General features: G+C 61.7%; 14 protein-coding genes. 9 read left to right on the plus strand and 5 right to left on the minus strand.

Going from position 1 to position 15,030, the window contains the following annotated elements:
* The first annotated feature begins 205 nt into the window (after positions 1-205).
* The 8 genes from V4529_16315 (at position 206) to V4529_16350 (ending at position 6,908) form a co-directional block, all read left to right on the plus strand.
* Entirely contained in the window at positions 206-565 is a 360-nt protein-coding gene (locus V4529_16315) for a metalloregulator ArsR/SmtB family transcription factor (protein ID MES2359904.1), read from the plus strand.
* Positions 546-1,067 carry an SRPBCC domain-containing protein gene (locus tag V4529_16320; protein ID MES2359905.1) on the plus strand — a complete coding sequence of 174 codons (522 nt, stop codon included), beginning with the start codon at positions 546-548 and terminating at the stop codon, positions 1,065-1,067. Before V4529_16315 ends, V4529_16320 begins: the two co-directional genes overlap by 20 nt.
* A complete protein-coding gene (locus tag V4529_16325) occupies positions 1,064-1,579 on the plus strand; it encodes a DinB family protein (protein MES2359906.1) in 516 nt (171 codons plus the stop codon). Before V4529_16320 ends, V4529_16325 begins: the two co-directional genes overlap by 4 nt.
* Positions 1,580-1,650: 71 nt before the next feature.
* Complete coding sequence (locus V4529_16330) at positions 1,651-2,415, plus strand: SDR family NAD(P)-dependent oxidoreductase (protein MES2359907.1); 765 nt, start codon at positions 1,651-1,653, stop codon at positions 2,413-2,415.
* Positions 2,416-3,113: 698 nt separating this feature from the next.
* Complete coding sequence (locus V4529_16335) at positions 3,114-3,449, plus strand: PadR family transcriptional regulator (GenBank protein MES2359908.1); 336 nt, start codon at positions 3,114-3,116, stop codon at positions 3,447-3,449.
* Between the two features lie 4 nt (positions 3,450-3,453).
* Positions 3,454-6,114, plus strand: a complete 2,661-nt coding sequence (locus V4529_16340) for an ABC transporter permease (protein MES2359909.1) — start codon at positions 3,454-3,456, stop codon at positions 6,112-6,114.
* 213 nt (positions 6,115-6,327) lie between these two features.
* Positions 6,328-6,633: a ribbon-helix-helix domain-containing protein gene (locus V4529_16345; protein MES2359910.1), complete on the plus strand. Its 306-nt coding sequence runs from the start codon at positions 6,328-6,330 to the stop codon at positions 6,631-6,633.
* Complete coding sequence (locus V4529_16350; GenBank protein ID MES2359911.1) at positions 6,630-6,908, plus strand: type II toxin-antitoxin system RelE/ParE family toxin; 279 nt, start codon at positions 6,630-6,632, stop codon at positions 6,906-6,908. The genes V4529_16345 and V4529_16350 overlap by 4 nt, the downstream gene beginning before the upstream one ends.
* A 54-nt stretch (positions 6,909-6,962) precedes the next feature.
* Here V4529_16350 and infA read toward each other — a convergent pair whose 3' ends face one another.
* From infA to V4529_16370, 4 genes are all read right to left on the minus strand, one after another.
* Entirely contained in the window at positions 6,963-7,184 is a 222-nt protein-coding gene (gene infA / locus V4529_16355) for a translation initiation factor IF-1 (GenBank protein ID MES2359912.1), read from the minus strand.
* Between the two features lie 57 nt (positions 7,185-7,241).
* Positions 7,242-9,587: a hypothetical protein gene (locus tag V4529_16360; GenBank protein MES2359913.1), complete on the minus strand. Its 2,346-nt coding sequence runs from the start codon at positions 9,585-9,587 to the stop codon at positions 7,242-7,244.
* 126 nt (positions 9,588-9,713) lie between these two features.
* Positions 9,714-10,292 carry a cytochrome c gene (locus V4529_16365; GenBank protein ID MES2359914.1) on the minus strand — a complete coding sequence of 193 codons (579 nt, stop codon included), beginning with the start codon at positions 10,290-10,292 and terminating at the stop codon, positions 9,714-9,716.
* A gap of 21 nt (positions 10,293-10,313) precedes the next feature.
* The gene (locus V4529_16370) at positions 10,314-10,781 is read right to left on the minus strand and encodes a hypothetical protein (protein MES2359915.1); all 468 of its coding nucleotides are present in this window, start codon (positions 10,779-10,781) and stop codon (positions 10,314-10,316) included.
* Between the two features lie 764 nt (positions 10,782-11,545).
* Here V4529_16370 and V4529_16375 point away from each other — a divergent pair.
* Positions 11,546-11,938 (plus strand): hypothetical protein, encoded by a 393-nt coding sequence (locus V4529_16375; protein MES2359916.1) that lies wholly within the window; start codon positions 11,546-11,548, stop codon positions 11,936-11,938.
* A 146-nt stretch (positions 11,939-12,084) separates the two neighbouring features.
* Here the strand turns inward: V4529_16375 and V4529_16380 are convergent, their stop codons facing one another.
* A complete protein-coding gene (locus tag V4529_16380; protein MES2359917.1) occupies positions 12,085-14,691 on the minus strand; it encodes a DEAD/DEAH box helicase in 2,607 nt (868 codons plus the stop codon).
* Positions 14,692-15,030 lie beyond the last annotated feature (339 nt).

The following is a 15,030-nucleotide window of genomic DNA, read 5'->3' on the forward strand; positions in this document are numbered from 1 at the left end:
GGCGCTGCTGGATCTTGCACATGGGGCTATCCGACTGCCGGGGACGGAGTGGGGACGGAGTAGGGACGGAGTGGGGACGGAGTAGGGACGGACTCCGTGTGAATTCGCTAAGTGCAGCAGGAGTAGGGACGGACTCCGCGCGCCCTTGACGGAACTCGGGATCGCATGTATATAATCATGCAGTTATATAACGACCTTTTTATATATGCTCCAGAACTCAACCAGTCTCGACGCCACGTTCGCGGCCCTCGCCGACCCCACCCGGCGCGCAATCCTCGCGCGCCTCACCACGGGAGAGGCGTCGGTAAGCGAGCTGGCCCAACCGTTCTCCATCAGCCAGCCCGCGGTCTCGCGGCATCTCAAGGTGCTGGAAGGCGCCGGACTGATCTCGCGAGGACGCGACGCGCAGTGGCGGCCGGCTCGCCTGGAAGCCGGCCCGCTCCGGGAAATAGCGGATTGGGTCGAACAGTATCGCCACTTCTGGGACGCGCGCTTCGACGCGCTGGATAACTACCTCAAGACCATCCAACACAAGGGGAAGAGACATGTCCGCAAGCGCAGATAGCACTGGACTCAGCGCGCCGGCGACAACTGGACCGGAACTGCACATCACGCGTTTCTTCGACGCGCCGCGCGAGCTCGTGTTCCAGGCGTGGACCGATCCCGAGCATCTCGAGCGATGGGAGAACGCGCCGGTTGGATTCACGGTGACCACTGTCAAATCCGAGATACGGCCCGGCGGCGAGTACAGGGTCTGCATGCGCTCGCCCGAAGGGGTCGATCACTGGCTGCAGGGTGTGTACACCGAAGTGGTTCCTCCCGAGCGGCTCTCGTTCACTCACACGTGGCTGCGCGCAGACGGCACACCCGGCGTGGAAACTCACGTCACACTCACATTCGCCGATCGCGGAAACCGGACCGAGCTCACGCTTCACCAGACCGGCTTCGACACCGTTGCTTCGCGTGACGGCCACGACGGCGGCTGGAGCAGCACTTTCGATCGCCTCGCCGGCTACCTCGCCGACCTGCATGCGCGATCCTCCAACCCACACCAGACACAGTCATGACAGCACGCTCCGCCCCTCTCTCGATCACGACGGACGTCCTGCGCCACCAGGCGGGGATGGTTCATCAGGTCGTCAAGCTGAACGTCGAGGGAGTCACGCAATCCGAGTCACTGATCCAGCCGCAGCCAGCAGGAAATTGCCTCAACTGGGTGGTCGGCCATCTGCTCGCGGTGTACCATCAGGTGCTGCCGCTGCTCGGCCAGCAGCCCGTAATCGAGAGCAGCGTGATCCAACGCTACAATCGCGGGTCGGCGCCAATGCTTGATGGCACGGAGGCGCTGGACATATCCGAGCTCACAGCTGCATGGGATGAATGTTGCATGCGTGTGGACGCGGGACTCGCTGGTCTCTCAGCCGAGACGCTCGCAGCGCCGGCACCGAGGAGCCCGACGGGCAACCCCGATGAAACCATCGGTTCGCTGCTCAGCACGGTATGTTGGCATCAGGCATATCACGCTGGCCAGACTGGTATCCTTCGTCGAATCGCCGGTAAGCCCGGCGCGATAAAATGACGGCGACGAGCTAGCCTTTTCCGAAGGGAGAGCGTCGCCGGCACACTTCACATGAACAGCAGGATGATTTGATGTCACGACCTCTCGATGGAACAGTCGCACTCGTAACGGGAGCCAGCAGCGGCATTGGCGCGGCGACGGCTCGTTTTCTCGCCAACGCCGGTGCCGCTGTAACGCTCGCCGCGCGCCGAGTCGATCGGCTGGCGGAATTATCGGACGAAATCACGAAAGCGGGTGGACGCGCGCTCATTCACGAGACCGACGTCACCGACCCGATACAGGCACGGGCGATGGTCGAGACGACCGTGCACGACCTTGGCCGGCTCGACATCGTCATCAACAACGCCGGCGTGATGCTGCTCGGCCCCATCGAGGACGCGCCGATGGAGGAATGGGAGCGCATGGTGCACCTCAACGTGCTCGGCCTGCTCTACACTGCGCACGCGGCGCTGCCGCATCTGTTGAAGGCCGCGGAGATCGGACCGCGCCGTGTTGCGGATATCATCAACATCAGCTCCGTCGCGGGGCGTGTGGCGCGCCGCGGCTCCGGCGTGTACAACCTCACCAAGTTCGGAGTTGGTGCGTTCAGCGAGTCGCTGCGGCAGGAAGTTACGGGTCGCCACGTGCGCGTCGCACTGGTCGAGCCGGGTGCTGTCACCACGGAGCTGACCAGTCACCTGCGCCCGGAGATCCGCGAACAGACCGCGCAGCGGTTGGCGAACATCGAGCGGCTGCACGCGGACGACATCGCCGATGCGATCACGTACATGGTGACGCGGCCGCGGCGTGTCGCGATCAACGAGATGCTGATCCGGCCGACTGAACAGGAGATGTAGCCTCGCACGCGTAAACGATGGTACGCACGCGTAGGGCGCGGATTCATCCGCGCCTGGCCCCGTTCGGTGCGATCGGAATCCGATGTTCGACGGATTCATCCGCGCCTGGCCCATTTACGCGTGATGGGAATTGGGTGAATGTGGAATTGCATCGACGTCAACGTTATCGAATGTCGGATTCGTGAACGTCGCCATGAACGCCGAATGTCGTCATCCCGCCGAAGGAACGTCACCCCCGCGAAAGCGGGGGCCCATGGACGAGGCGTGAGGCATGGAATTCAAGTTCGCAGGAGTCGCCTTCGGCGGACGAGGGATCAAACTGCGGTCTTTGTCCCGGATCAGTGACCGGTTCTGACACCTGCGAACTGGAACAACATCATGTCGACGTCGGCCATGGATTCCCGCTTTCGCGGGAATGACGACTGATAACGCGACGACGTTCGACAATATCGCGGTTCATCCACATCGTCGTTCATCCACATCGTCGTTCATCCAATTTCGATTGCACCTGAATGGGCCAGGCGCGGATGAATCCGCGCCCTACGTGGGATTACCATCGTTTACGCCTGCAAAGGATTGGCAACGTCATCATATCGTCGCGGGATGACGGTTCTATTGATCGTCATCCTCTGATTGTCACATCTTGACAATCATATCATATCCACATATCCTGCACATGACTCGCACAGGAGCCGTCCGTGCAGGAGCCGAATACCGATGTGATCCAGGGGACCCTGGACATGCTGATCCTCAAGACGCTCAGCCTGCAGCCGATGCACGGCTACGGGATCGCGCGCCGGATCGAGCAGATTTCGAGGGATACGTTCAAGGTCAATCCGGGATCGCTGCTGACTGCCCTGCAGCGACTCGAGCGCAGCGGGGCGCTCGATGCGGAGTGGCGGCAGACTGAAAATTCGCGCCGCGCGAAGTTCTATTCGCTGACGCGGGCGGGTCACAAGCAACTGGGCGTGGAGACGGAAGACTGGACGCGGCGCGCATCGGCCGTCGCGCGCCTTCTGAAAGCCGAAGGTTGAGAGCATGTCGCTCCTGCGTCAGCTCACTCGCGGCCTGCACGCACTCACCAATCGCGCCGCCACCGATCGGAACGTCGCGGACGAAGTAGACGACTATCTCGAGAACGCGCGCGCAGCACACCTCGCCCGCGGGCTGTCGCCCGACGAAGCACTGCGCGCTGCGCGAATCGAGGTAGGCGGAGTCACCAACGTGAAAGAACAGGTCCGCGGCTACGGCTGGGAGAACGCCGTCGAGACCATGCTCGCGGACGTGCGCTACGCATTCCGCCGATTCCGCGGCAATCCGGGCGTCACCGTCGTCACAGTCGTCACACTTGCAATCGGCATCGGGGCGAGCACCGCCATCTTCAGCGCGGTCAATCCCATCCTGTTCGAGTCGCTGCCCTACCCCGACGCGAAACGAATCACGATGATATCGGACATGGGCGCCGATGGAGCGCCGCTGGACGTGACATTCGGCACGTATCGCGAGCTCGTGCAACGAAGCCACTCGTTCGACGCCATGGCTGTCGTGAATACGTGGCAACCAACACTGGTTGGCCGCGCCGAGCCGGATCGACTGGACGGGCAGCGCGTGAGCGGAGATTACTTTCGCGTGCTCGGCATGTCGCCGATGCTGGGACGGAATTTCACATCCGCGGATGACAGGGAGAACGGCCCGCGTGTGGTGATCCTGAGCAACGCGCTGTGGCACAATCGCTTCTCTGCCAATCCCGACATCATCGGCCGCTCGGTAAGACTGAACGACGATGATTACGTCGTAATCGGCGTGATGCCTGCAAAATTCGAGAACGTCCTTGCACCGTCGGTGCAGATATGGGCACCGCTTCAATACAACACGGTCTTCGGGCCTGACAGCCGCGAGTGGGGACACCATCTGCGCATGATAGGACGCATGCGCGCCGGTGTCGGACTGGCGCAGGCGAGAGACGAGCTGAGCGCGATTGCGCGAACCCCACGAAGCGACTTCCCGCGCGTCCCATGGGCATCGCTCAGGAGTGGATTGCTGGTCCACTCGCTGCAGGATGACGTAACCAGCGGAGTGCGGCCTGTCCTCCTCGCGGTACTCGGCGCCGTCATCCTTGTGCTGCTGATAGCGTGCGCCAACGTCACCAACCTGCTGCTCGCAAGCAGCGCGCGGCGACGCGGCGAGTTTGCGATGCGGTCAGCACTCGGAGCGAGACGGACACGACTGACGCAGCAGTTGCTGACCGAGAGTCTTCTGCTGGCAAGCGTCGGCGGTGCGCTGGGCATGATCGTCGCCGAGCTCGGCGTGCGAGCGTTGGTGGCGCTCAGCCCCACCGGACTTCCACGTGTCGGCGTGATTCGACTGGATGCGGCCGTGTTCGCGTTCGGCCTGGTGGTGACGACTCTTGTCGGTCTGTCGGTCGGTGTGATACCGGCATTGCGTGCATCGCGCGAGGAGCTCAATCTCGGAATGCAGCAGGCGTCGCAGCGTACGACCGGCGGCCATCAAGCCACACGCAAGGCACTCGTCGTCACCGAAGTCGCGCTCGCGGTCGTGCTGCTGATCGGCGCTGGACTGCTGCTTCGCAGCATCAGAACTCTCCTCGAAGTGAACGTCGGCTTCGATCCGTCGCACGTGCTCACGATGCAGGTACAGGAGTCGGGTCACCGATTCCAGCAGGACAGTGCCAGCGGGGACAGTGCCAGATACGAGTTCTTCGCAGAGGCGCTCGGGGCTGTACAGCACATACCCGGCGTAGCCGCTGCTGCATTTACCAGTCAGTTGCCGCTGAGCGGCGAGTTCGACGGTTACGGTGTGCAGTTCGAGAACGATCCCAACGCGAACGCCACCGGCTCGGCGCTCAGATATGCTGTGACGCCTTCGTACTTCGCGACGATGCGCATTCCGCTACTGCACGGGCGATTGCTCGGCGCCGAGGACCGTGCCGGTGCGCCACGTGCGGCGCTCATCAACGAATCGTTCGCCAAGCGCGAATTCCCGCACGACGATCCCATCGGTAAGCGGCTCGGCTTCGGTCCTTCCGACGGACGTCTCTACACGATCGTCGGAGTCGTCGGCGACGTGAAGCAATCGTCGCTGGCGGATGGAGAGACTGACGCGATATACGTCTCGCCGACGCAGTGGCACTGGGTCGACAATCGCATGACGCTGGTGGTGCGCACGAACGGCAACGCGGCGGCGCTCGTTCCCACGGTGCGAAACGCGATCCACTCCGTGGACAGGAACCAGCCAGTAGTCCGCGTCGCCACAATGGATGATCTCGTGGACAGATCCATTGCCGATCGTCGCTTCGCGCTCATTTTGTTCGAAGCGTTCGGAATGGTCGCGCTGGTGCTGGCCGCTGTCGGCATCTACGGCGTACTCTCGTCCAGCGTCACGGAGAAGGTGCGTGAGATCGGAATTCGCGCGGCGCTGGGTGCGTCGCCGGAGAGTATTCTCACGCTGGTGCTCGGTCAGGGGATGAAGCTCACCGCGCTGGGAATCGCGATCGGACTGGCGGCCTCTCTCGCCGCTACTCGCGCAATCGTGTCGATGCTGTTCGGCGTATCACGGCTCGACGCGATGACGTATCTGGCAGTAGTTGTTACGCTGGGTGCGGTGGCGATGATCGCGTGCGGGGTACCCGCGTGGCGCGCGGCGAGGCTGGATCCGAATCGCGCGCTGAGAGCAGAATAGCGCGCTCGTCGTAGGTCGTCATCCCCGCGAAAACGGGGGTCGACGGACCGCGATTGATTCAACACCGCCGCGTCGCAGGCGTAAATGATGGTTGCGCAGGTAGGGCGCGGATGCATCCGCGCCTTGGCTTGAATACGCGACGACGACCCATGTCATTCACCAAACCGATTTGATTGATTAATTTTGATTCAAATCGATTGGAGACGCTGAGAAATGACTGACAGGGTCATCACCGCACACGTACCGGGCCCGCTCGCGAAGAAAGTCGATGAGCTGGCGAACAGTCTCGAGCGCTCGAGAGGCTGGATCGTCAAGGAAGCGCTAACCTCGTGGGTAGCACAGGAAGAAGAGCGTCGGCAGTGGACGCTCGATGCATTGGCCGATGTAGATGCAGCCCGCGTGATCGATCACGAAGCGGTGCGCGCCTGGGCTGCAAGCCTCAGTTCGGAAACACCATTGGCGGTTCCTGTCGCCACTCCCGCGCAGCCACGTGCCAAACGCGCGCCGCGCAAACGGTGACAATCCAGTGGACCACGCGGGCGCTGTCCGACCTGAGCCGCCTGTATGAGTTTCTCGCGATTCGAAATCGTGATGCCGGAGCGCGTACAGTTCAGGCGCTGGTAGATGCACCTGCTCGTCTAACGCAGAATCAGCGAATCGGAGAGCGGCTTGCGCAGTTCGCGCCGCGCGAAGTGCGAAGGGTGCTGGTTGGAGACTACGAGGTGCGGTACGAGATCAGGGAATCGCGCATCTATGTACTGCGACTATGGCATAGCCGCGAGGATAGACTCTGATCGGGCGCAGGCCGGGTCATTCCGCCCCCGGACGTCGTCATTCCCGCGAGAATCTCAGGCCTTGTGTCGGTACGTTATGCGTCCGCGCGTGAGATCATACGGCGACACCTCGACAGTCACGCGGTCGCCTTCGAGGATTCGAATGCGAAAGCGGCGGAGCTTGCCGGCGATGGTCGCGAGCACAGCTGCTCCGTTGTCGAGGGTCACGCGGAACGACGTACTCGGAAGGACTTCTGTGACGGTCCCTTCGAGCTCGATCAGATCTTCTTTGGAGATACGGTCCTCTGGGTGTGAGCTGCGGCACTTCCAATACAGCTATTGAGGTTAACCTATCTAGAAGCGGGCGTCCAGATACAGGCTGGCCTGGACCCCACCCCGGGGACGGATCCCCTTGGCCAGATCCAGCCTGATCAGCCCATCCATGAAGGATCCCCCTATGCCGGCCCCGCTCACGGGGACCACCCCCTCGTTCCAGCTGTGCCGGTCGCCGGCCCAGCCAAGGTCGCCGAAGATGACGGGTTTGGCGAAGACGCTGCCCAGGCCGAGCTCCAGGCGCGAGAGCCAGAAGGCGTCGCCGACCGCGGCGCCGACGTCCTGGCCGCGCACGGTGGAGGTGCCGCCCAGATACCAGAGCCGCTGCACGGGGACGTGCCCGCCCGACGTCCCGCCGCTCAGCGTGAGTGCGCCGGTGACGGGACCGGCGAGCGGATGCATGACGGTGACGTCGGCCATGCCACGGGTATAATCGAATGTGCCGGCGGCTCCGTCGATGCGAAGGTTGGAGAAGAGCCTGAGTCCGTCCGGATCCTCACCATGCGATCCGTGCTTCAGCAGCGACAGTCCGACGACGCTTCCCTTCTCCACGTCGATGTTGTTCGGGAAGTAGCCGCCGCCGAGCTTGCCGCCGAGTGAGAAGTGAGTCCTGGTGCGCGCACCGAACTCCTGCTCGCCGAAGAGACGCCAGCTGCTGAGCAATCCTTCTTCCTGATCGTGCACCAGCTCCGCGCCCCACGATCTGTAATACACGCCGTCGTCTCGGCCGAACATCAACGCAGAAAGCGACGAGCTCAGACTGAACGGATCGCGTCCGAGATCGTTCGCGGAATTGAGCCGGCGATACACGTTCACGCCGTAAGTCTCGCGACCGTTGGTGCGCGAGATGCCAAGCTCGCCGTTGGGCGAGAGATCGAATCCCAGCTGTCCGATCGCGTGAGTCGAATAGCCGCTCCCCATGTCGTCGTCCACGCGCAGACCGGTCGAGAGTCCCTCGATGCGATTGTAGCGCGTGTATGGAAGGCCGTACTGCACCACCGGTGGTGCAAATCCCGCGCTTCCTGCCTGACGCTTCAGCGACAGCGCATTCGCGACGAGTGCGTCGATGTCACCGTCGCCGAACAGCGAATCGGGTTTGTCGTAGATGGACTTCGGAAGCGTCGCCGATGTTGCGAGCGATGCGGTGTCACAGGGAACGCGGACCAGCATGCTGACCGAATTCTCGTGCGACGTGCGTGTCGTCTCGCGATACGTTGCACCGTTCGCGCACGCGCTGTCACGTGCCTCGCGGCGCGCCCTTCGTGCAGCCACGCCGTGCGCTGTGTCTGCAACAGTCAGTTGAATCGGCGGAACTTTCAGATCTGCGTTGACGGTCTCGTAATCGAAGCGCTGGCGCAGCTCGAACGGAAAGCGCATGATTCCGGCGCGCGCCTTTCCCTCTGCGGTCTGCATGCGCGGCAGCCAGAAACGGCCTTCGTACAGGCCGTAATCGACGGTCATCACATCGATGCCGCCGGTCATCGGAAGAATCATCGGCTTGATCCAGCCGGGTATGTCCTTCTCCGGATCCTCGCCGTCTTCTTCCTTCGCGACCGACATCATGTCCATCGGCTCGGCCATGCGATACACACCGCGCACGAGCTGTCCTGTAGCGACGTCGAACCAGAGCGATCCTACAACGAGATTCCAGCTCGACGTGCGCGGTTGCACGCGCAGCTCGCGCACGAGGATGGTCTTCCCGCCCGGCAGCTGGAACGAAACCGAGTCGCCGCTCTCGTACGTGTAATACGCCTCGGCGCCGTTGCCGAGTGGATGGATCAGCGCGTTTGCATCAGCGTCGGCCTTTGCGACCTCGGAGCCGATCCAGAGAGTTTCGCGGCCGGGATAGTATGGAATCGGAACGCTGCCGCTGCCCAGATTGACGTCAGTCTCGCCGGCGCCCTTGAACATCGGGAGTGCGGATCGCGCGCCGGTGATGTCGACGAGCGCACCGTTGCCGCGCTCCCATTTGATGTGCGTTGCGCGCTCGGTGCGGAACAACAAGCGATCGCGGCCGAGGCTCGTGATCTTGGAATTGACTGAAAGGCGCTCGTACGTGGTGGCGTCGTATGATTTGAGCGCGGAGTCCTGCGTGAATCGAGCGGCGCGCGCGCGATCGAGCAGGGTGCGTGCGGCGGGATCCTTGAATGCAGTCGCGAGCAGTTGCGGCGTGACGTCGATGTGGCGCGCTTCGCGACGTTTTACGTGGAACGAATCGCGAGCTTCGCGAATGGAATCCATGCGCACCGCCATGGAGTCCTGGCGTGCGAGCTCCTTCGCACGCTTGACGCTGTCGGCGTGGGAAGTCTTGCCATTCGTGACTGTGACGGTGACCTGTGCGAAGATCAGCAGTGCAGCTGCTACCATGCCGGGTTGGTCACCCGGGGGCGCGGATTGGTTCCCGAACTGGCGAACCATGGGTCGGTCGCGTACCGCGCGCCATATGGAGATCCGCGCGCCCGTAAAGATGGCGCGGGTGAACCCGCGCCCTACCTATTTATGGATCAGACCCTGGAGGTCGGCGGGGTTCCACGGGGCGGTCTGCGATTTGGTTGCCGCGCGTACCGACGCCACCTGCTCGGCGGTGATCTTGGACGCCGAGTTACCCCAGCTGGAGCGCTCGTAGCTGATGATCGCAGCGATCTCGGCGTCGGACAGCTGGTCGCCGAAGGGGGTCATCGCGTTATTGAACTTGGTGTTCTTGACCGTGATGTCGCCCTGGAGACCGTGGAGCACTATGCGGATCGGCACTTCGGGGTTGTTGAGCAGCCATTCGGAACCTGCCAGCGGCGGATACGCGCCGGGAACGCCGAGTCCGGTCGCCTGGTGACAGGCAGCACATCGGGTGAACAGCTCGGCGCCGTTGGGCGCGGCTGCAGCACCGCCGGCGGCGACGGCAGCGCCTGGAATGACGGCCTGGGTCGAGTCGAAGTACATGACGCTGGTCGGCTGATTGGCGGCGACCGAGGTGCGGTCCGTGTCGCGGCTGTCGGCACCGCCACAAGCGGCGAGAGCGACGAGCGAGGTGCAGGCCGCGAGGGCCGCGAGAGTACTGATGCGTCTGGTGGTCATGAATTGAAAATATCTCGATCCTTACTGTCGGACCAAGTTGGTAAAGGTGATCTGGACGTTACTGGCTGTCGAGCCGGAGGTCGCGTTGCAGTCGCGGCCATTGGCAAAGCCCGTGAGGTTGCCATTGCCCGAGACCGTGAAGGAGCCGTAGAGGGTGCCGGGGCAGGGGGATGGGACTACCAGCGTAATGTCGGCACCGAGGTTGGTGGTCTTGCCGGTGAGACTGCCTGCGTAGAGTTGCTGGCCTGTCGTCGAGTCGGTCAGGGCGAAGGTGCCGGAGAAGGACTGGCCGAGCTGGGAGGTGGTCATGGTGAAGGTCAGCGGCGAGGCCTGGCTCGGCGGGACGCTTACCGGGATGGCGCCGGGGTGGAACGTCGCGGGGCCGGAGTACGTGGCGTTGTAGAGGGCCTGGTCGAGGCCGGTGATGGCTTGGCCGGAGCAGGCGGCGAGGGAGAGGACGGCGGCGGTGAGGAGTAAGCGACGCGGCATTACTTGGGCAATATAACGGGCGTGGGATGCGCGCTCGGGTCACCGGACGCGGCGATTGGTCGCGAGGTACGTTGCGATGCATTCGGCTGCGGGCATTGAAGCCGTCAGTCTGCAGTTATGGCAACGGTACCGGCCCGTCGTTCCGATGGAGCCGCACGTGTGGTCTTAGCGTGCAAAGCGATGCAGTATAAGATGGCGGATCGCGATTGGCGCCGAAAAGCCTAGCGGATAACGCGACGCGAGTTACGTCTCGCGGAGATGCGAAGCCGAGGCAACTTACGTTACGTGTATGCAGTGTTTTCGAAGCCGAGCTTTGCAGTGTAATACGCCTTAGCTCGACGACACACCCTTCCGTACCCCCCACTTAAGTTTCATCGATGGAACCCATCGAGCCGAGTTTTCCCCAATACATCGGCCGCTGTGTGTATTGCGGTCGAGCCGATGTTCGGCTCACGGACGAGCACGTCGTACCGTACGCTTGGAATGGCACGTGGGTGCTTCAAAAGGCAACGTGCGACGAACACCAGCTACTCACTTCGCGCATTGAGAACGAGGTCCTGAAAAATGCCTGGGGGGCTGCGCGAGCCACTCTCGGCGTGCGTACTCGTCACAGGAAGGACCGGCATGGCTCTTATCCAGTGAAGCTCGAGCGGTCAGGGGCCATCTTGACACCCCAAGTTGAGGTCCGCGATCACCCGGGACCGCTTGTCATGCCGGAATTCGCAGCCCCCGGCAAAACACCAGCGAGTTCACCGATTGCTGGGATGCCAGTGACGGAATTCCCAATGTTGTATCGCCCGGCGAAGCTCAGGGCCGTCGGAGTAACCCACTCAGCAGACGCTGCGTGGGTGCGTTTCCCCGATCCGAAGGTGTTCGCGCTTTTCTTGGCCAAGATTGCGCACACGTTCGCCGTCGGATGTTATGGCATTGACATGAACCTCGGAACGCCGCTCCTTCAGGCTCTACTCGTCGAGGACGCGAGCATTTTTCGTTACGTTGGCAACGATTCCTCACTCGGAATCCACACGGATCCTGCTGGGGATCACAGCGTCGTCATAGCCGGTACGCTGGAAGAACGATTTGCGTTCGTCAGGCTGTTTCCTGGCACGGAAGCTCCCGAATATGTCGTTCGTCTAGACTCCCCCGCCGCGGGCTGAAGAGCGTTAAGCGGAACTTAGGGTCAGAATGGACTTTCTTGACGCCAACGAATGGCATACCACGAGAAGGGCTCTCTGACCTCAGTTTCATGCTAGAACCGTGGTCAGATCTTGTGCACGGGAGACAAGATTCGACTCAACGGCGATCAACCGCCGTGACCGACGGGATTCATAATGGACGACGCAGGCGTCTCTCGCTGCGCTCGCGCGAACGCGCCCGCCGTCGCGCCAGCGTTGTCTAAAGCGATCGCTGCAGCTGACCGCCATTCAGCATTGCCAGGGCCTGGATATGTTTCGCGCAGGCGCCTCACGGTCGCAATAGCAGTCGTGGCCCACGTCCGAAAGTCGTCAAGACGAAAAACCCGCACGTCGATGAGGTGTGGTAACGCTTCGCGCTCGAGCTTGCTCACGGGGGTCACGAGGACCGGAAGAATCTTCGCATCCTTTGCATTGGGAAGCTTGTCGCGGATCCAGTTTGGGTGCGTCGCAACCTGACGTGCTTTGCCGACTGAAAGTATGCTGTCAGCTCCTGCCTTCGAATGCGACTCAAACACGATTATAAAGTCGTCATCGGAACGCCACCATGGATCAGGAGAGCCACGCTCCTCTACTTTCCCCGCCTCGAACCCCAGTAGCTCGCCCAACCCCACTTGCCCAGCTTCGAAGTCGTGCGCCTCGCGGCTCGCAAGCCGTGCCATCACATCAGCAACCTTCCGCTCGAATCGATGATTCAAGAGCATGCCGTGTTGGTCAAACACACCTTCCAGGCGTTCGATTTGTGCTCCCAACGCTGCAGCGCCGCTGTCAATTTCTGAGACAGCGTGTTCGCTGCCTGAAGCGTATGACCGGCGTGCTAAGGTCACCAACCAGGAGATATCTGGAGCTGCTTTCGCTGCAGCCGTGAAGTGATCTCGCGCGTACTGCTCGAACCCAGGGCTGCCATTTTTTGCCGCCAAGTACGCCGCACTACCCGCCAGATACTGCCAGAGCGCGCGGTAGCCACGCAGCTCTGGGCTCTCCAGCTTGGCCAGAACGTCCCGGCACTGATCAAGCGCTGCCATGTAATCGCTTCTCCAGATTGCCTCTTGGTATTTCACCTCGTGCGGCGCCGCCTCTGCAAGCTCGTCAATCCCGGCAGGCGGAACCTGCACTGCGGCGGCACGGAGCGCCTGAATATCCTCCTCGGCTAGTTTCCACTCCTCCCCCTGCGCCATCAGAGCTTCAAAAGCTTGGACAAAATCCGTCACATCCGCGCCACGCGACTGCTGGACACCGAACTGCAATTCTGCAGCGAGTTCCGGATGCATGGGACCTGTGTTCTCTGGAAGGAGCACGTAGCGTGTAAGCCCTTCCCCAAGAAGTACTACCGCGCTGTAGTCGTTTGGCGAGCGAGTGCATCGACCAAAAGCTTGCGTTACGCGCGTGAGCACACGGTCGGCGTATAATTGCCGCGCACTCATCCTATGGATCAAGAACCGCTCCTGCAGATTCGTCGCAAGTGGAAGCCCATCGATAATCAGCAACCGGCATTCGTCGCTTGGCAGGTCAATCCCATCGTATCGGTTTGCCGCGATGGCAACCGCCCGATCAGTAGCGATAAAGTCGTCCTTACTGGCCTCTAGTGCTTCGGCGTCAAACGACCTGAACCGAAGCGTGCTTTTCACCCATTCTTTCCATTTTTCCGCACTGCGATCGTCCGTTGTAAGAATCAGCGTTCGACCAGCGCGGCGAGCGAGATGCTCAACAACAGACTTTGTGCCAGATTCATCGAGCGAGAGTCCTGGCATGAGAAAGAGCCTTCGACCGATCGCTTGACGTTCCCATCCTCCCGGAACGGGAAGACGCTCGATAAGCGGCCGCCCAGTGATGCGTTCCAAATCACCACCACGCCCCAATGTTGCCGACATGTACACGCGTTGATTCGCACTGGCGAACGGTTCATGCACTCGTGTCGGCGGCAGAAGTGGCCGAATCAGCACTTCGCCTGGGGAGACATAGACATGACAGGCAAGCAGATGCTCACGCGTGCTCCGCCACGAGTATCGAACTGAATCGAGCTTAGGCGCCCAAGCGTCCAAGAGCGCCACCACCGAATCGTGAACGAGAAACAACTCCGGCGTGCTCACCATGTCGACCCACTGAGCATCCCAGTAGTCGTTGAGTTCGGCGTCGGCGAGCTTCTGATATGTCGAAACCGAGAGCGCCGGACGGAGTACTTCAATCAGTTGCGAGTAGAGCGGAGCCTCCTCTGCGCTTGAACGGCGAATTCGCAGAGTCCACAGCGCGGCTATGTACGACTCTGCCGCATGAGCATCATCAAGGATGATCAGTTGCGGGTTCTCGAAGAATGGCTTGATGTTGAAAAGACTACTATAAGACGTCACGGCAGGAACGTCGCCTGTCAGGAATGCTGCCTTGGCGGTGTTGGCGTAGTTCGCCTTCTTGCCTGTGAATGGCTCAACTTTGATACCGTAGTCGCGCGCGTGTTTCGCAACCTGATTCACGAGCTGGTTTGTCGGGCAGAGATAGACGCACCGGAACTTGTCGATCGTGCGGCGCCATTCTGCGATGGCAATGCCAACGAGTGTTTTTCCGCTACCGGTAGGGAGTCGAATGGCAATATCGCTCGCGGACGACGCGTCGTAAGATCTAAGTACGTCCGCTTGCTGCGCCCACAGGCTCTCGATCTTCCGAGGCCTGGCATCAAGTATTACTCGTTCGATCGATTCTGGTGCTGGTACGGGAGTCTGCACACGTTTCAAGGCCATTGGGCGATCTCCTGATGTTATTTGTGCCCTGGGTTTGGCGAAGGACACCGACCGTCGCGCGGCAGGGCCTCGCGGGGTCGTATCACCACATCTCAAGGCCTTCGAAACTCGAAGCGTCGGGCCTCTATTTCGGCGCTCCCGACGTCCGAGCTGGTTCCGAGCTCTTCGGCTCGATCCACTCGCTTGCGGGCGCTACGTCGAATCTAGGCGGTTGCTTACCGACCACCAGGGCCGCTAGGTGCCGACGGGTTGGCAAGAATGCGATTATTCCGCTGCCGTTCTCACTTTGCCGTGATGCATCCGCCACTGTCACCGATACCGCCT

The organism is Gemmatimonadota bacterium (genome assembly GCA_040388625.1).
Lineage (GTDB): Bacteria > Gemmatimonadota > Gemmatimonadetes > Gemmatimonadales > Gemmatimonadaceae > Fen-1247.